The following is a 16,882-nucleotide window of genomic DNA, read 5'->3' on the forward strand; positions in this document are numbered from 1 at the left end:
GAGGCCCCGGGCGGCACCACGGCGGCGTGCCCTGCCGCTACGGGTTGATATGGATCTTGAAGTTGGGCGTGGTGTTCTTCACGTCCAGAGCGTTGCCGCTCATCCTCAGACCGTTGAAGGTGACCTCACCGACCGCGGGGCCCTGCCCCGCCTCCGGCAGCTCGTTCGCCCACAGCCCGAAGCCCGACTTGGCATCGTAGGCGTCACCGCTCTTCTTCGCACCGGTGATCGAGATGTCGCTGAGGACGGTGTCCTTGATCGGGAACTGTGGCTGTCCTCCTACGTAGTTGGTCTGGAACATGACCCCGCTGTACGTCGGGTCGACGATGTCCACGTTGTTGATCCGGATGCCCTGGAACACCTTGGACGCGGAGAACAGCCAGATGCCGGGGAACGTCTGCGCGCCCCAGAAGTGGCCGCCGGCTCTCACGATCGACACGTTCTCGATCGTCGTGGGCTGGGTCCCGAAGCCGTTCATCGGGTAACCGAAGTCCAGCGAGCTGACCGTGATGCCCGAGTACACGAGCGTGTCCGCGATGTGGATGTTGCGGAAGGTGTTGTTGAAGCCGCCGTAGACGGCCACACCCGCCGCGCGCCAGGTCAGGATCGACGTCAGGTTCTCGTAGACGTTGTCCTTCATGTCCGCGCCGCCGGCGTCGATCGCCGAGAACAGCGCGAAGCTGTCGTCTCCCGTGGCCCGCGCCTCGTTGTTGGTCACGAGGTTGCCGGTGCTGCCGTTGGTCATGTTGATGCCGTCGGCGAACATGTTGCGGATACGGGAGTTCTTGATGGTCATGTCATCGGTGTTCGCGCCCCAGTAGAGGCACACCATGTGCTCGTTCCAGATGTTGTCGATCTCGATGTCGCGCACGTTCGAGAAGTCGAACACCTTGCCCGGACCGTCGATGCGCGAGGTGTAGTTGCCGAAGTACGCGAAGTTCCTGAACGAGGAACCCGCGGCCGCCGCCTCGGCCCGGAAGCCGATGTCGGTGTTGTCCTGCGTCGACGGGGCGTGGAACTTGGTGTACCAGGGACCGGCGCCGATCACCTGCACGGGCTTGCCGTACACCTGGAACTTGCTGGCCGTCTGGTAGTCACCGGCGGGCAGGTAGACGCCCTTCAGGGTGCCGGTGCTGTCCATCCGGACCCGGTCCAGGGCGTTCTGCACGTCCTGGTGGGTGAACCCGGCCGGGACCGTGTAGGTGGCGGGGTCCGGGTTGGCGGTCGGTGCGACCTGCTCCAGGTTGATGAAGTCGATCGCGTAGGTGGTGTTGTTGGAAGCGTCCTTCTGGAGCCTGATCTTGCTGCCTGCCGGGACGGTCTTGCCCAGCATCATGTTCGCCTCGTCGTAGATGTGACGGGGCGCGCCCTGGCCCGGGGAGTTGCCCGGTCCCGCCTCGGCGCCGTACAGCCAGGCGTACTTCGACGTGAGATCGATGGCCTTGAGGAAGACGCCGTCCACATAGACGTTGAGCGTGGAGTTGATGCCTCCGCCGCCGGCCGAGTCGGGGATGGAGAAGCGGGTCACCAGGGTGTTGGTGCTGGCCCGGGTGGTGAACTCGACGTACTCGCCGGTGGCGTCGAGGTTGACGGCCCTGCGGCCCGACGCCTCGCCCGCGATGTCGCCGACGGTCCTGTTGGGACCGACCTTCGTGGCGCCGCCGCCGGTGGTGCCGTCCTCGGCCTCGTACATGTCGAACGGCATGTTGGCGCCGCGGCCGACGAACAGCGACTGGGTGCTGGTGTTGTTCTCGCGTTTGACCGGCACCTCGTTGGCGTCGTCGGCGAGCACCACCTTGACGGTGTACGAGCCGTTGGCGGCGGTCCAGGTACCGAGCGCGACCGGCGCCGTGGTGGCGCCCGCCGCGATGACTCCGCTGTGCGCGCCGGTGAGGGTCCTCACCGTGGCGCCCTCGGAGTTGAGCACGGTCAGGGTGATGCCGTGGCTGCCGCCCGCGGAGGCGACGGTGCCCTGGTTCTTCACCGAGACGGAGAAGTTGACCGTGTCACCGGCCGCCGGGGCGGACGGAGAGGTGCCGACCGTCGCGACCAGGTCGGAGCTGGCGACCGGCTTCACCACCAGCGGGGACGGGGCGGTGTAGGTGTTGTTGGTCTCGTTCTGCTCGATCACCGCGTTCGCCACGTCGGCGACCGCGCTGAGTTCGTAGGACCCCGCGTCGCGCGGTCCGATCGCGGCGCTGACATTGGCCGACGCGCCGGGGGCGAGGGTGCCCACCGCCGCCGTGCCCACCTTGGAGTCCCCGAGTCGGAATTCCAGGGAGCTGGCCGCCGCGGCGACCGTGCCGTTGTTGCGTACCGTCGCCGTCAGGGTGATCGGGTTGGACTCGACCGGCTCGGCGGGGCCGGCGGTCAGGGCCGTGACCTGGAGGTCGGGGTTGGGCGCCGGCTCGCCGAGCACCTGGAACTCGGCCACCTGGCCCGCACCGGCGCCGGTGTTCGAGGTGAACCTGAGCTGCACGTCCGCGACGTTCCCGGAGACCGGGATGGTCACCTGGTTCCCGGAGGCCGGGCTGAACGCGTAGTCCTTCGCGGCGGCCAGGCTGGTGAAGCCCGTGGCGTTCTGCTCGCGGCCCAGCACCTGGATGTTCTGGGTACGCGGCCCCCAGCCGCTGTCCGGGTTGAGCTTGACGACGACGCTCTCGGTGGAGGCGTTGGCGCCCAGCTTCACGGTCAGCGTGTTGGGGTAACTGCCCCCGGCGCCTTCCCAGTAGGTCGACGTCGAGTTGTCGTTGGCGTTGGCCGCGACGAACGTGTGGACCACGGAGGAGGCGCTGATCGGCTTGCCGACGGCCAGGTTGGAGACCGAGCCGCTGCTGCCGGTGCGTGTCACCGTGTTGCTGTTGCCCGACCGGTTGCCCGCCGCGTCCCTGGCCCGTACGAAATACGAGACCGTCGTGCCGGCCGGCTGGGTGTCGGTGAAGATCAGGACGTTGCCCGCGACGGTGTCGCGCAGCACGTTGTTGGCGTAGATCTCGTAGCCGGTGACCGCCGTGTTGTCGCTGGAGGCCTGCCAGGTGAGCCTGACCTGGGTCGGCGAGGGCGAGGTGTGGGCGAGGCCGGTGGGCGCGGTCGGCGCCTGGGTGTCGCCGCCGGCCGGCTTACGGGTGACGGTGTTGCTGTTGCCCGACACATTGCCCGCGGCGTCCTTGGCCCGTACGTAGTACGAGACCTCGGCGTTGCCGGCCTGGGTGTCGGTGAAGGTGGTGACGTTGCCGGCGACGCTGGTGCGCAGCACGTTGTTGGCGTAGACGTCGTAGCCGGTGACCGCCGTGTTGTCGGTCGACGCCTTCCAGGTCAGCTTGATCTGACCGGAGGCGGGCTCGGTGAACGCCAGCTCGGTGGGGGCGGTCGGGGCCTGGGTGTCACCCGTCTCGGGGCCGTAGATCTCCAGCTCGGACACCTGGGCGCCGGGCTGCGCGGAGTTGGCCGTGACCAGCACCCGTACGTGGCGCGTGGTGGTGGCGTCGAAGGGGATCGTCACCGTGTTACCGGACCCGGGCGCGAACTGGTACGCCTTGGACGCGGTCAGGTCGGTGAAGGCCGTGCCGTTGGTACTGCCCTGGATCTTGAGCGTCTGGCTCCTGGCCTCCCAGCCGTCGGGGAGTTTCAGGACGACGCTGTTGACGCCCACGGACGAGCCGAGGTCGGCCTGGAGCCACTGCGGGAAGGCACCGTTGCGGCTCTCCCAGTAGGTGGCCTTGTTGCCGTCGTTGGCGTTGGCCGCCGCGTACACCTCGGTGTGGCTGCTCTCGGTGAGCGTCCGGCCCGCGGCGAGGTTCACGGACGCCGCTGCCGCCTTGTGGACCTGGAGCTCGGCGAGCTGGCCCGCGGAGGCGACGGAGTTCTTGGTGATGTTCACGCGGACGTACCGCGTCCGGGTGGCGGGGAACGAGACGGTGACCTCGTTGGCCCTGCCCGGACTGAAGGTGTACGAGGCGGACGTCTTCAGGGTCGAGAAGCTGGTGCCGTCGGCGCTGCCCTGGACGGCGAGGGTCTGCCGTCTGGTCTCCCAGTCGGCGGGGAGCTTCAGCGTCACCTGGTCGATCCGGGCGGCGGAGCCCAGATCGGTCTGGACCCACTGGGGGAGGCTCTTGCCGGAGCCCTGCCAGTACGTCGACTGATTGCCGTCGGCGACCATCCTGGCGGAGTGGTCGACCGCTGCGCTGCTCGCCGCCGCGGTGGCGCCCGCGGCGATGTTGGGGCCGTCGGCCGCCGAAGCGGTGAGCGACGGCACGCCGACCATCAGGAGACTGGTGGTGAGGGCGGCGGAGATCGCCCATCTCCATCGGTGAGATCTCATGTATCCCCGATCTTCGGCCTCGGCGCGGGGGGCGCGGCGAGGCGCGGCTCTGTCTGCATGGCTGGTGCCACCTGGCTGGTGCGACTAGCGTTTCTGCATTGCTGAGCAGGATCTTTTGCGTTGTGCCGTCAGAGAGTTGCAGAGAAATGCGAGAGCGTCCACTGGTGCAACAGAACCAAGTCGGCCGTTCTCTGGCTCGAAAACACCCAAGACGGACCCACCAGCCCCTATCAGTCAGCTTTCCAGCGAACCCCAAGCACACCGCAAGCGGCCTGCAAATCACGTAATTCATTTGCGTGAATCTGAAAATTTCAGAAAGGCACCTGCGCCGTCTACCGTTCCTAGACATGAACGCCGGACCGACGACCCCACCGCGACGACGGCGATTCGGCTGGCCACGGCGCGTCTTCTCCCAGGTGCTGCTGATGCAGCTGGCCATCGCCGCGGGCACCGCCGTGCTCGCCACGGGGCTGTTCCTCCGGCCGCTGAGCGACCAGCTCGACGACCAGGCGATGCGCAGGGCGCTCGCGATCGCCGAGACGACGGCGTCCGAGCCGGTGGCGGACGCGCTGCTGGCGTCGCGGCCCTCGGTGGACGGACCGGTGCAGGAGGAGGCCGAACGCATCAGAGAGGCCACCGGCGCCGAGTACGTCGTGATCATGGACAGACGCGGGGTCCGCTGGTCACACACCGACACCGGCCAGATCGGCAGGGTCGTCTCCACCGATCCCAGCGAGGCGATAGCCGGCCACGACATCATGGAGATCGACAGCGGCACCCTCGGCCGCTCGGCGCGCGGCAAGGTCCCGCTGCGCGACGAGACGGGGCGGATCGTCGGCGCCGTGTCGGTGGGCATCGCGTACGACAGCGTCCGCGAACGTCTGCTCGCGACGATCCCCGGACTGCTCGCGTACGCGGGCGGCGCCCTCGCCGTCGGCGCGCTGGCCGCCTTCCTGATCTCCAGACGCCTTCAGCGCCAGACCCACGACCTGGCCTTCTCCGACATCTCGGCGCTGCTCGCGGAGCGCGAGGCCATGCTGCACAGCCTGCGCGAGGGAGTGATCGCACTCGACGGGGCGGGGCGGATCCGGCTGATGAACGACGAGGCGCAGCGGCTGCTCGGCCTCGGGCCCGAGGCCACGGGACAGCCCCTGGACGTGGTCCTCGGACCGGGCCGGACCACCGACGTGCTGGCCGGCCGGGTGGCCGGCGACGACCTGCTGACCGTGAGCGGCACCCGGGTGCTCATCGCCAACCGGATGCCGACCGACGACGGGGGCGCGGTCGCCACACTCCGTGACCGTACGGAGCTGGAACAGCTCGGCCGGGAGCTGGACGCCACGCGCGGACTGATCGACGCCCTGCGCGCCCAGGACCACGAGCACGCCAACCGGATGCACACCCTGATGGGCCTGCTGGAGCTGGAGATGCACGACGAGGCCGTGGAGTTCGTGACCGAGGTCGTCGGTGTGCACCGGGCCACCGCCGAGCAGGTCACCGAGCGGATCCACGACCCGCTGCCGGCCGCCCTGCTGGTCGGCAAGGCCACCGTCGCCGCCGAGCGGGGCGTCTCGCTGCGCATCTCGCCGGCCACCCTGCTGCCCGACCGGCTCGTCGACCCGCAGGGGCTCGTCACGGTCCTCGGCAATCTCGTGGACAACGCGCTGGACGCGGCGGCCGGCTCCGAGGACCCGCGCATCGAGGTGGAGGTACGGGCCGAGGGCCGTACGGTCGTCCTGCGGATCTCCGACAGCGGCCCCGGCGTCCCGCCGCAGCAGCGCGAACTGGTCTTCACCGAGGGCTGGACGACGAAGGACCCGCCCAGCCACGGCCGGCGCGGGCTGGGCCTGGCCATGGTGCGCAGGCTCGCCGAGCGCCAAGGCGGCAGCGCCCGCGTCACCGAATCCGCCGACGGCGGCGCGGAGTTCACCGTCGTCCTGCCCGAGGCGCTCGCCGAGACCGAGCGCGTCGCGCGGGACACCGCGCCGGCGGACGGTCTCGTACGCGACCCGGCCGAGCCCGTCACCACAGGGGAGACACGATGATCGACGTACTGGTCGTGGACGACGACATCCGGGTCGCCGACATCAACACCGCCTATGTGGCGAAGGTGGCGGGATTCCGGGTCGTCGCCAAGGCGCACTCGGGGACGGAGGCACTCACGCTCCTCGCCGAGCGCCCCGTCGACCTGATCCTTCTCGACCACTACCTGCCCGACCGCGACGGGCTCTCGGTGGTACGGGAGATGCGCGGGCTCGGCCACCGGACCGACGTGATCATGGTGACCGCGGCGCGCGATGTCGCCACCGTCCAGTCGGCGATGCGCCACGGCGCGCTCCAGTACCTGGTCAAGCCGTTCAACTTCGCCGGGCTGCGCAGCAAGCTGGAGGCGTACGCGACGCTGCGACGCACGCTGGAGAGCGGCGGCGAGGCCGAACAGGCAGACGTGGACCGGATGTTCGGCGCGCTGTCGGCGTCCGCCACGCCCGAGCTGCCCAAGGGGCACTCGCCGAGCACCGCCGAGGTGGTACGCCAGGTGCTGCTCGGCGCCGAAGGGCCGCTCTCCGCGCACGAGATCGCCGAGAGCGCCGGGATGAGCCGGCAGACGGCGCAGCGGTATCTCAAACTGCTGGAGCGGGCGGGGCGGGTCAGGCTCAGCCTCCGGTACGGCGAGACGGGCCGCCCGGAGCACCGGTACGCGTGGGCGACGAGCGGCTGAGCCGGGTCACCGCCGGACCGTAGCCGCTCAGACCGCGCCCGCTCCGGTGAGTGAACGCACCTCGGACTCCGCGTGCTTGGCCTCGTCGGCGCGTTCGCGGGAGAGGACCGTGCCGATCCAGCCCGCCAGGAAGCCGAGCGGGATCGAGACGAGGCCGGGATTCTGGAGCGGGAAGACATGGAAGTCGGCGCCCGGGAAGATCGCCTCCGGGCTTCCCGACACGACGGGTGAGAAGACCACCAGCAGCACGGCGGGCACGAGCCCGCCGTAGACCGACCAGACCGCTCCCCGCGTGGTGAAGTTCCGCCAGAACAGCGAGTAGAGCAGCACCGGCAGATTGGCGGAGGCGGCGACGGCGAACGCGAGACCTACCAGGAAGGCGACGTTGAGGTCGCGGGCGAGCAGCCCGAGCGCGATGGCCACGGCGCCGATACCGGCCGCCGCGTACCGGGCGACGGCGACCTCGCCGCGCGGCTCGGCGCTGTCGGCGGCTCGGTCGTCGACTCGCCCGCCGTCGCGGGACCGGGCTCGCGGCTTCCTGAGGGAGGCGTAGAGATCGTGCGCGACGGACGCCGACGAGGCGAGGGTGATGCCGGCGACGACGGCGAGGATCGTCGCGAAGGCGATGGCCGCGACCACGGCGAAGAGGACCGTTCCGCCGGTGGAACCCGCGCCGCCGCCCAGATCCAGGGCGAGCAGGGGTACCGCCGTGTTCCCCGCCGCGCTCGACGCCCGCACCTCGGCGGTGCCGACCACGGCGGCGGCGCCGAGCCCCAGCACGATCGTCATCAGATAGAAGCTCCCGATGAGCCCGATGGACCAGACGACCGACCGGCGGGCCGCGCGGGCGGTCGGCACGGTGTAGAAGCGGGAGAGGATGTGCGGCAGCCCGGCCGTGCCGAGCACCAGGGCGAGCCCGAGGCTCATGAAGTCGAACCGCGCGGTCCAGCCCCCGCCGTAGGCGAGACCCGGGATGAGGAACTCCTTGCCGTGGCCGCTGCGTTCGGACGCGGTGGTGAGCAGCGCGTTGAAGTCGCCGTGGAAACGGACCAGTACGAGCACGGTCAGCGTGAGCGTGCCGGCCATCAGCAGCACGGCCTTGACGATCTGGATCCAGGTGGTGGCCCGCATCCCGCCGAGCGTCACGTAGACGACCATCAGCGCGCCCACGCCGATCACCGTCCAGGCGCGCGCGGCCTCGCTCGTGCCCCCCAGCAGCAGCGCGACCAGACTGCCCGCCCCGACCATCTGCGCCACCAGGTAGAGGACGGACACGGCGACGGACGACGTGCCCGCCGCGATCCTGACGGGGCGCTCACGCATCCGGGCGGCGACGACATCGGCCAGGGTGAACCGGCCGCAGTTGCGGACGAGTTCGGCCACCAGCAGCAGGACGACCAGCCAGGCGACGAGGAAGCCGACGGAGTAGAGCATGCCGTCGTAGCCGAAGAGGGCGATGAGTCCGGAGATACCGAGGAAGGAGGCGGCCGACATGTAGTCGCCCGCGATGGCGAACCCGTTCTCCATGGGGGAGAAGAGCCGTCCGCCGGTGTAGAACTCCTCCGCCGAGCCGTGCCGGTCGCGGCCCACCCAGGTGGTGATGCCGAGGGTGACCGCGACGAACGCGCCGAACAGCAGGAGCGCCAGGGTCTGGTGGTCGCCGCTCATCCCCGCCGCTCCCCCGCCCGCGCCGTGCCGGACTCACGCGTTCTCGTCAGGTCGAAGACGCTCCAGCGCAGATCGAGCGCGTCCCGGTCCCGGTGCAGCCGGGCATGGCGCGCGTACGCCCAGGTCAGCAGGAAGGTGCTGAGGAACTGTCCGAGACCCGCGACCATGGCCACGTTCACGGCCCCCGCCACCGGGCGCGCCATCAGATCCGGCGCCGTGGTCGCGGCGACGACGTACGCCAGGTACCAGGTCAGGAAGGCGAGGGTGGCCGGGAAGACGAACCGGCGGTAGCGGCGGCGTACGTCCTGGAAGGCGGCGCTGCGCTGGACCTCCAGATAGATGTCCGCCGCGCCGGGGCATCGCTCCGCCGACGCGGGTGCGGCTCCGGGGCCGGGTGCGACGGGCGTCGTCGGCGTACCCGTACCGTCCAGTTCGCCCCAGCCGGAGGCCAGCGCGTCGTACCAGGGGTCGTCGGTCCGCACTGTCGCGGCGCCGCGCCCTTCCTGCTTCTCCACCGGTCAACTCTCCTTGTCAGCGGGCCGTTTCGGCCGCGCCCCAAGGATGGGCGGAATGGGAAGATCCCGGACTCTTCTCCCTTCGACTTCACCCCATCAGGTGACGTTTGTCCCGGGTGGCCGAATAAGTCCGTGCTGATAGGCGTAGCGGACCGCCTGCGCCCGGTCGCGCACCCCGGCCTTGGCGAAGATGTTGTTGATGTGGGTCTTCACCGTGGCCGCGCCGATGTGCAGCCGCCCGGCGATCTCCCGGTTGGAGAACCCCTCGGCGACCAGCGACAGCACCTCGGCCTCCCGGGGGGTGAGCCCGTCGGGTGGCGATTCGCGCGCCGGTACGGGGGCGATCGCGCTGACCCGCTCCAGCAACCGCCGCTGAACGGTGGGGGCGAGCCCGGCGTCCCCGGCCATGACGTCCCGCACGGCGCGGACGATCTCGTCGCCGCCCGCGTCCTTGGTCAGATAGCCGCGGGCACCGGCCCGGAGGGCGGGGAACAGCGAGTCGTCGTCGGCGTACGTGGTGAGCACCACGACCTGGGTCACCGGATACCGCTCGCGGATCCGGCGGGTCGCCTCGACCCCGTCGCAGCGCGGCATACGGAGGTCCATCAGCACGACGTCGGGAGCGAGTTCACCGACGAGGGCCACCGCCTCCTCGCCGTCCTTCGCGGCGCCGACGACCTCGATGCCGGGCAGCAGCCCGAGCAGCATGACAATGCCCTCGCGTACGACGGCCTGGTCGTCGGCCACGATCACCCGGGCCGTCATACGGGCACTCGCAGGCGCACGGTGAAACCCTTCCCCTCGGCCCGGTCCGGCGGTCCGGAGCCGTACGGGGCTCCGCCGGCACCGTCTTCCGTACGGAGCGCCGGTCCGGCCTCCAGAGTGCCGCCCAGCAGTTCGGCGCGCTCCCGCATCCCCAGGAGACCGTACCCGGAGCCGGAGGCCGCGAGTTCGGTGCCCGAGGCGTCCATGCCCGGAGCGTCCGTGCCCTCGTCCCGTACCTCCAGGGTCACCTCGTCCCGCGCGTACTCCAGTCGCATCGACACGCCCGCCCCCGGAGCGTGCTTGCGCGCGTTCGTCAGCGCTTCCTGGGCGACGCGCCGTACCGCCTGCGAGGCCTCGGTGGGCAGCAGCCGCGGCTCCCCCACCACCTCGGTGCGTACCCCGTCGACCGCCAGCTCCCGCAGATAGTCCTCGACCGGCACCAGCTGGCCGCGGAGGGCGGACAGTGCCTGGCGCGTCTCCGCCAGGCCCTGCCGGGCCATGCTCCGCGCCTCCACCACGCGCCGCAGCACCTGCTCGCGGTCGTATCCGCCCTCGATCTGGAGGCGCGCCGCCTCCAGGTGCACGAGCTGCGCGGAGAGGCTGTGGGCCAGCACGTCGTGGATCTCGCGGGCGATCCTGGCCCGCTCGGCCAGCGCGGCGGACTCGGCCTCGGCCGCCCGCGCGGCGCGCTCCTGCGCCAGCAGCCGGAACCCGGCCCCGCGTGCCTGGGCGTCGAGCCGCAGCGTGAAGCCGCCGAGCAGGACGGCGCCCATCGTGATCCCCACCTCCGTGAACGCCTCGGTGTTCGCCAGCGCGAGGGCCGCGGACAGCCCCGCCCAGACGCCGAGCGCCGGTGCGATCGGCAGCCTTTCGACCGCGAGGGCGCCGGCCAGGATCCAGATCAGCGCGGCCGTGGCCTCGGCCCCCGCCACGCTCGCGCCGGCGCCCAGGAGCGCGATCGCGAGAAACAGCCCCAGCGAGGGGAACAGCCGCCGCTGGACGGTCCACCGGTGCAGGAACACCAGGGACGTCCCGAAGCAGAGCATGCCCAGCACGGGCAGCACCGCCCGCCCGCCGTGGAAGACCCCCGCGGTGTACGCGGTCGCGACGAGCCAGGTGGCCAGCCCGCCGGCCAGCAGACAGTCCAGCGCCGTCCTGACGCGCGGCACCCCCACCCGGGTCAGCGCCTCTTTGCTCGGCCACACGGTCACCGCGCCGATCGGCATGGGCGAAACCCTCTCTCTCGGCTTCGAATGCTACGGAGCCGGGCGGCCCGCCGGATCCCCTCCTGGGGGGAGCCGGAAACGGCGCCGGGCTCCACCCGTGGGTGGAGCCCGGCGCCGTGTGACTGTACGGATCAGACGTCGATCCTGGCGCGGTCCAGCGTCGCGGCGGAGCTGGTGATGAACTCCTTGCGCGGCGCGACCTCGTTGCCCATGAGCAGGTCGAAGACCTGCTCGGACGATTCGAGGTCCCCGATGTTGATCCGCCGCAGCGTGCGGTGGCGCGGGTCCATCGTCGTCTCGGCGAGCTGGTCGGCGTCCATCTCGCCGAGGCCCTTGTAGCGCTGGATGGAGTCCTTGTAGCGCACGTTCTTGCGCTGGAACTCAAGAAGCGTCTGCCGCAGCTCGTTGTCCGAGTACGTGTACACGTACTTGTCCTGGCCCTTCTTGGGCTGCACCAGCTCCACCCGGTGCAGCGGGGGAACGGCCGCGAAGACCCGGCCCGCCTCCACCATCGGACGCATGTAGCGCTGGAACAGCGTCAGCAGCAGACAGCGGATGTGGGCACCGTCGACATCGGCGTCGACGAGCAGCACGATCTTGCCGTAGCGGGCGGCGTCGATGTCGAACGTCCGGCCCGAGCCCGCTCCTATGACCTGGATGATCGCGCCGCACTCGGCGTTCTTCAGCATGTCGGAGACGGACGACTTCTGAACGTTGAGGATCTTGCCCCGGATCGGCAGCAGCGCCTGGAACTCACTGTTCCGGGCGAGCTTGGCCGTACCGAGCGCCGAGTCGCCCTCGACGATGAACAGCTCGCTGCGCTCCACGTCGTCGCTGCGGCAGTCGGCGAGCTTGGCCGGCAGCGAGGAGGTCTCCAGCGCCGTCTTCCTGCGCTGCGCCTCCTTGTGCTGACGGGCGGCGATACGCGTACGGGCGGCGGCGACGGCCTTCTCCAGCACGGCGCGCGCCTGCGCCTTGGCGTCGCGCTTGGTCGAGGTCAGGAACTCCTTGAGCTCCTTGGAGACGACGCCCGCCACGATCCGGTTGGCCGCCGAGGTCCCCAGGATCTCCTTGGTCTGTCCCTCGAACTGGGGCTCGGCGAGACGCACCGTCACCACGGCCGTGAGACCTTCCAGGGCGTCGTCCTTGACGACGTCGTCCTCGGCGACGCGCAGGAGCTTCGCCGAGCGCAGCGCCTCGTTGACCGTCTTGGTCACCGCGCGCTCGAAGCCCGTCATGTGCGTGCCGCCCTTGGGGGTGGCGATGATGTTGACGTAGGAGCGCATCGTGGTGTCGTAGCCGGTGCCCCAGCGCAGGGCGATGTCGACGCCCAGCTCGCGGGTGACCTCGGTGGGTGTCATGTGACCGCGGTCGTCCAGGACGGGCACGGTCTCCTTGAAGACGCCCTGTCCGGTCAGCCGCAGCACGTCGCAGACGGCCTTGTCCTGCGCCAGGTACTCGCAGTACTCGCTGATCCCGCCGTCGTAGCGGAACGTCTCCTCGATCGTCTCGCCGCCCTCGCTCTCACCGGCCGCCCGCTCGTCGCGTACGACGATGGTCAGGCCGGGCACGAGGAAGGCGGTCTGGCGGGCCCGCTGGTGCAGCGTCTCCAGCGACAGCCTGGCGTCCTTGAGGAAGATCTGCCGGTCGGCCCAGTACCGGGTCCGGGTGCCGGTGCGCGTCTTGGGCACCCGCTTGCCCTTGAGCAGCCCGTTCGCGGGGTCGAAGGGGGCGTCGGGGCCCGATTCGGTGAAGATGCCGGGGACGCCCCGGCGGAAGCTGATCGCGTGTGTGGCGCTGTTGCGGTCGACCTCGATGTCCAGCCGGGAGGAGAGCGCGTTGACGACGGAGGCGCCCACGCCGTGCAGACCGCCGGAGGCCGCGTACGAGCCGCCGCCGAACTTTCCGCCGGCGTGCAGCTTGGTCATGACGACCTCGATGCCGGAGAGGCCGGTCTTGGGCTCGACGTCCACGGGGATACCGCGGCCGTTGTCCCTGACCTCGACCGAGCCGTCCTCGTGGAGCGTGACGTCGATACGGTCGCAGTAGCCGCCCAGGGCCTCGTCGACCGAGTTGTCGATGATTTCCCAGAGGCAGTGCATCAGACCGCGGCTGTCGGTCGACCCGATGTACATGCCGGGCCGTTTCCGGACCGCTTCGAGCCCCTCAAGGACGAGCAGGTGCCGCGCGGTGTAGTTGGAACCGTCACGATCTGCTGTCAGCAGCGCACTGGACGGCACGGACGTCTCGGCGGTCACGCGGTTCGCTCCTCGCTGAATTTGAAATCTGGCCCGGTGGGTAAGGGCCCGGCATCGGTCGCCGCTCAGAGGGTACAGAGGCCTGGTAGAGCCGTTGTAACGCCACCCTATTGAATTCTCATGCTAACCGAGGCTCGCATGAGTGTTCGATGCCTCGATGGAGTGAAGCACACATCACGTTCCCTTCCAGGCATGAACCATTTAGGCTCCGGGCACGTCCTCATCAACAACCGGCAAGCCGGCCGGGAGGATCGACCCTGACAAGCAACGCGAAACCGTAAAGCGAAGCAATACGGCTCATTCGCCGCCAACCGGCAACAGACAGCCGCCTCGGAAAGAAGTTTCGAGGAAAGGCCGCGAGCGGGAACGTTTTCGGCCTGGTTGGATGTTGACCCTGGTACGACAGCTCGTCGAGCTAGAGAAGAGGCGACGTGACTACTGTTCTGACCCCCGCGAGCCCGCTGACGGCCGCTGACCGCTGCGACCGCTGCGGCGCCCAGGCATATCTGCGCGTCGTCCTGACCAGCGGTGGTGAACTGCTCTTCTGCGCCCACCACGGACGTAAGTTCGAGCCGGAACTCAAGAAGATCGCCGCGGAAATACAGGATGAGACAGACCGACTGACGGCCGTGCAGGCCGCCGGCGGTGAAGAGGAACGCTGACACCTCGCATCCACGACGAGCCAAGGGCCGATCCAGGACCGGCCGACGGGCCGCCACCCCAGCCGTACCGGGATGGCGGCCCGTTCTCGTGTCCGCCCGCACGCGGACCGTGGCCGTCTCAGCCCGCGCGGCGCTCCCCGGTCGCCCCGGCGACCTGGTCGACCGCCGAGGTGATCCGCGTATAGACCCCCGGGCTCCCGGCCCGCCCGCAGCCGCTCCCCCACGAGACCAGCCCGATGAGCCGCCCACGGGCCACCAGAGGCCCTCCGCTGTCGCCCTGGCAGGCGTCGTGCCCGCCCTTGGGATCGCCGGCGCAGAGCATCGTGGCGGCGTCGTAGCGGCCCCCTGAGCCCCCGGGGTACGCCCGAAGGCACTCCGAGTCCGCCAGGACCGTCACAGGGGCGGAGCGGAGCGAGGAGGCGTACTTGCCCTCGCCGGTGGTGTCGCCCCAGCCGTACACCTTCGCCGCGGTGCCCGGGGCCGAGGCCTCCCCTCCGGGATCGGCGGGCCGGATGGCGTACCTCGCGGGCAGTGCCTGCGCCAGCGTCAGTACCGCGAGGTCCGAGGCATGGGTCCGCGGGTCGTACGCCGGATCGATCCGTACGGAGCCCACCCGGACCTCCCTGCCGCCCTTCCCGGTCAGCCGCTCCCGGCCCGCGACGACCCGCAGGTCCGTCACGTCCTCGGGCTTCACGCCGAGCACGTCCCTGCCCATGCAGTGAGCGGCCGTGAGCACCTTGGTCGGCGCCACGACCACGCCACCGCAGAACTGACCCGCGCGGGTGTCCCCGAACCGTTCACGGCTGGACAGGGCCACGACCCAGGGACTCCCCGCGGCCGGCGCCGGCTCCCCGCCCACCACCACCCGATCGGCGGCGGCCGGCACGGGGGACACGAGCGGCAGCACCGCCCCCGCGGCGATCGTGGCCAGTCCTCCCGTGAGCACTCGGGCAATAGGGCGACGCATACAGGCTCCTGACTCTCCGGTGACTCCTACTCACACAGAGTCACCCATTGAGCCGACAAACGCATCCCCGCAACGCCTGAGGGCCCGCATCCCGCGCGGGGATGTCGGGCCCTCAGGAGGGGCTGCGTCAGTCGGAGCGACCGGCCTAGTCCAGGTAGTCGCGCAGAACCTGCGAACGTGACGGGTGGCGGAGCTTCGACATCGTCTTGGACTCGATCTGACGAATGCGCTCACGCGTCACGCCGTAGACCTTGCCGATCTCGTCGAGCGTCTTGGGCTGGCCGTCGGTGAGACCGAAGCGCATGGAGACCACACCGGCCTCACGCTCGGAGAGCGTGTCGAGCACCGAGTGCAGCTGCTCCTGGAGAAGCGTGAAGCTGACCGCGTCCGCCGGGACGACGGCCTCGGAGTCCTCGATGAGGTCACCGAACTCGCTGTCTCCGTCCTCGCCCAGCGGAGTGTGCAGCGAAATCGGCTCACGACCGTACTTCTGGACCTCGATGACCTTCTCGGGGGTCATGTCGAGCTCCTTGGCCAGCTCCTCCGGGGTGGGCTCACGGCCCAGGTCCTGGAGCATCTGGCGCTGGACGCGCGCGAGCTTGTTGATGACCTCGACCATGTGCACCGGGATACGGATGGTGCGGGCCTGGTCGGCCATGGCGCGGGTGATCGCCTGCCGGATCCACCAGGTGGCGTACGTGGAGAACTTGTAGCCCTTGGTGTAGTCGAACTTCTCGACCGCGCGGATCAGGCCCAGGTTGCCCTCCTGGATCAGGTCCAGGAAGAGCATGCCGCGGCCGGTGTAGCGCTTGGCCAGCGAGACCACCAGACGGAGGTTGGCCTCCAGCAGGTGGTTCTTGGCGCGGCGCCCGTCCTCGGCGATGATCTCCAGCTCGCGCTTGAGCTTGGGGGCGAGCTTGTCGGCGTTCGCCAGCTTGTCCTCGGCGAACAGACCCGCCTCGATGCGCTTGGCGAGCTCGACCTCCTGCTCGGCGTTGAGGAGCGGGACCTTGCCGATCTGCTTGAGGTAGTCCTTCACCGGGTCGGCGGTGGCGCCCGCGACGGCGACCTGCTGGGCCGGCGCGTCGTCCTCGTCGTCGTCGGAGAGGACGAAGCCCTTGTTCTCGCCCTCGGTCTCCTCCTCCTCGCCCTTGCCGGCCTGGACCTCCTCGGGAGTCTCCTCGCCGTCGGCGGCCTCGTCGGCGTCCTTCTTGCCGGCGGTCTTCTTCGCCGCGACCTTCTTGGCCACGGTCTTCTTCGCCGCCGCCTTCTTGGCCACGGTCTTCTTCGCCGCGGCCTTCTTGGCGGGCGCGGCCGTCTCGTCGCCAGGAGTCTCGACGGACTCGGCCGCCGGGGCGGCGGTGGCCGCGACTGTCTTCGTATGAACGGTCTTGGCGGCGACTGTCTTGGTGGCGGTGCGCTTCGCCGGGCTCTTCGCAGCGACGCTCTTGCGGGCGCGCTTCGGCGACTCCGCGGCACTGACCATCAGCGTCACACCCTCTTCCTCGAGGATCTGGTTGAGGCTGCGCAGAACATTCTTCCACTGGGTTGGCGGAATCTGGTCAGCCTCGAAGGCCCGACGCACGTCGTCGCCGGCGATCTGCCCATCAGCCTTTCCCCGCTCGATGAGCGCCATCACAGACTCGGACTCGGCGATCTCCGGCGGGAGCGTACGGGATGTGCTGGCCGACACGAACAACCTCTCGGAACGATGGAAACGGCTTCCGGCTCCCCCCGGGGTCGGGGCGGAGCCGACGACCGTCGACTGGGGATGTGCCGAC

The 16,882-nt window shown here is 70.0% G+C and carries 11 protein-coding genes; 3 read left to right on the forward strand and 8 right to left on the reverse strand.

What is annotated here, in order from left to right; genetic code table 11:
- Positions 1-37: 37 nt before the first annotated feature.
- Positions 38-4,321 carry a discoidin domain-containing protein gene (locus tag GXP76_RS01180; RefSeq protein WP_242569486.1) on the reverse strand — a complete coding sequence of 1,428 codons (4,284 nt, stop codon included), beginning with the start codon at positions 4,319-4,321 and terminating at the stop codon, positions 38-40.
- Positions 4,322-4,668: 347 nt separating this feature from the next.
- Here GXP76_RS01180 and GXP76_RS01185 point away from each other — a divergent pair, with 347 nt between their 5' ends.
- Both GXP76_RS01185 and GXP76_RS01190 read left to right on the forward strand, forming a co-directional pair.
- Positions 4,669-6,366: a sensor histidine kinase gene (locus GXP76_RS01185; RefSeq protein WP_242569487.1), complete on the forward strand. Its 1,698-nt coding sequence runs from the start codon at positions 4,669-4,671 to the stop codon at positions 6,364-6,366.
- Positions 6,363-7,040, forward strand: a complete 678-nt coding sequence (locus tag GXP76_RS01190; RefSeq protein ID WP_242569488.1) for a response regulator — start codon at positions 6,363-6,365, stop codon at positions 7,038-7,040. The genes GXP76_RS01185 and GXP76_RS01190 overlap by 4 nt, the downstream gene beginning before the upstream one ends.
- A 27-nt stretch (positions 7,041-7,067) precedes the next feature.
- Here GXP76_RS01190 and GXP76_RS01195 read toward each other — a convergent pair whose 3' ends face one another.
- From GXP76_RS01195 to GXP76_RS01215, 5 genes are all read right to left on the reverse strand, one after another.
- On the reverse strand, positions 7,068-8,708 hold the full coding sequence (locus GXP76_RS01195; RefSeq protein ID WP_242569489.1) for a cation acetate symporter: 1,641 nt from the start codon (positions 8,706-8,708) through the stop codon (positions 7,068-7,070).
- Positions 8,705-9,223, reverse strand: a complete 519-nt coding sequence (locus GXP76_RS01200; protein WP_242569490.1) for a DUF485 domain-containing protein — start codon at positions 9,221-9,223, stop codon at positions 8,705-8,707. Before GXP76_RS01200 ends, GXP76_RS01195 begins: the two co-directional genes overlap by 4 nt.
- A gap of 96 nt (positions 9,224-9,319) precedes the next feature.
- Positions 9,320-9,988 (reverse strand): response regulator transcription factor, encoded by a 669-nt coding sequence (locus GXP76_RS01205; protein ID WP_242569491.1) that lies wholly within the window; start codon positions 9,986-9,988, stop codon positions 9,320-9,322.
- Complete coding sequence (locus tag GXP76_RS01210; RefSeq protein ID WP_242569492.1) at positions 9,985-11,214, reverse strand: sensor histidine kinase; 1,230 nt, start codon at positions 11,212-11,214, stop codon at positions 9,985-9,987. The genes GXP76_RS01205 and GXP76_RS01210 overlap by 4 nt, the downstream gene beginning before the upstream one ends.
- A 131-nt stretch (positions 11,215-11,345) precedes the next feature.
- Complete coding sequence (locus GXP76_RS01215; protein WP_242569493.1) at positions 11,346-13,472, reverse strand: type IIA DNA topoisomerase subunit B; 2,127 nt, start codon at positions 13,470-13,472, stop codon at positions 11,346-11,348.
- Positions 13,473-13,903: 431 nt separating this feature from the next.
- Here GXP76_RS01215 and GXP76_RS01220 point away from each other — a divergent pair, with 431 nt between their 5' ends.
- Entirely contained in the window at positions 13,904-14,134 is a 231-nt protein-coding gene (locus GXP76_RS01220; RefSeq protein ID WP_242569494.1) for a hypothetical protein, read from the forward strand.
- A gap of 118 nt (positions 14,135-14,252) precedes the next feature.
- On the opposite strand, the gene GXP76_RS01225 is transcribed toward GXP76_RS01220, so the two are convergent.
- A complete protein-coding gene (locus GXP76_RS01225; RefSeq protein WP_242569495.1) occupies positions 14,253-15,101 on the reverse strand; it encodes a trypsin-like serine protease in 849 nt (282 codons plus the stop codon).
- A gap of 145 nt (positions 15,102-15,246) precedes the next feature.
- A complete protein-coding gene (locus tag GXP76_RS01230; RefSeq protein WP_242569496.1) occupies positions 15,247-16,794 on the reverse strand; it encodes an RNA polymerase sigma factor in 1,548 nt (515 codons plus the stop codon).
- Between the last annotated feature and the right edge of the window lie 88 nt (positions 16,795-16,882).

It is taken from the genome of Streptomyces sp. NP-1717 (assembly GCF_022695985.1).
Taxonomy (GTDB): domain Bacteria; phylum Actinomycetota; class Actinomycetes; order Streptomycetales; family Streptomycetaceae; genus Streptomyces.

Coding starts and splice junctions, on each gene's coding strand:
- GXP76_RS01180 (WP_242569486.1), bottom strand. CDS start 4,321: ATGAGATCTCACCGATGGAGATGGGCGATCTCCGCCGCCCTCACCACC.
- GXP76_RS01185 (WP_242569487.1), top strand. CDS start 4,669: ATGAACGCCGGACCGACGACCCCACCGCGACGACGGCGATTCGGCTGG.
- GXP76_RS01190 (WP_242569488.1), top strand. CDS start 6,363: ATGATCGACGTACTGGTCGTGGACGACGACATCCGGGTCGCCGACATC.
- GXP76_RS01195 (WP_242569489.1), bottom strand. CDS start 8,708: ATGAGCGGCGACCACCAGACCCTGGCGCTCCTGCTGTTCGGCGCGTTC.
- GXP76_RS01205 (WP_242569491.1), bottom strand. CDS start 9,988: ATGACGGCCCGGGTGATCGTGGCCGACGACCAGGCCGTCGTACGCGAG.
- GXP76_RS01210 (WP_242569492.1), bottom strand. CDS start 11,214: ATGCCGATCGGCGCGGTGACCGTGTGGCCGAGCAAAGAGGCGCTGACC.
- GXP76_RS01225 (WP_242569495.1), bottom strand. CDS start 15,101: ATGCGTCGCCCTATTGCCCGAGTGCTCACGGGAGGACTGGCCACGATC.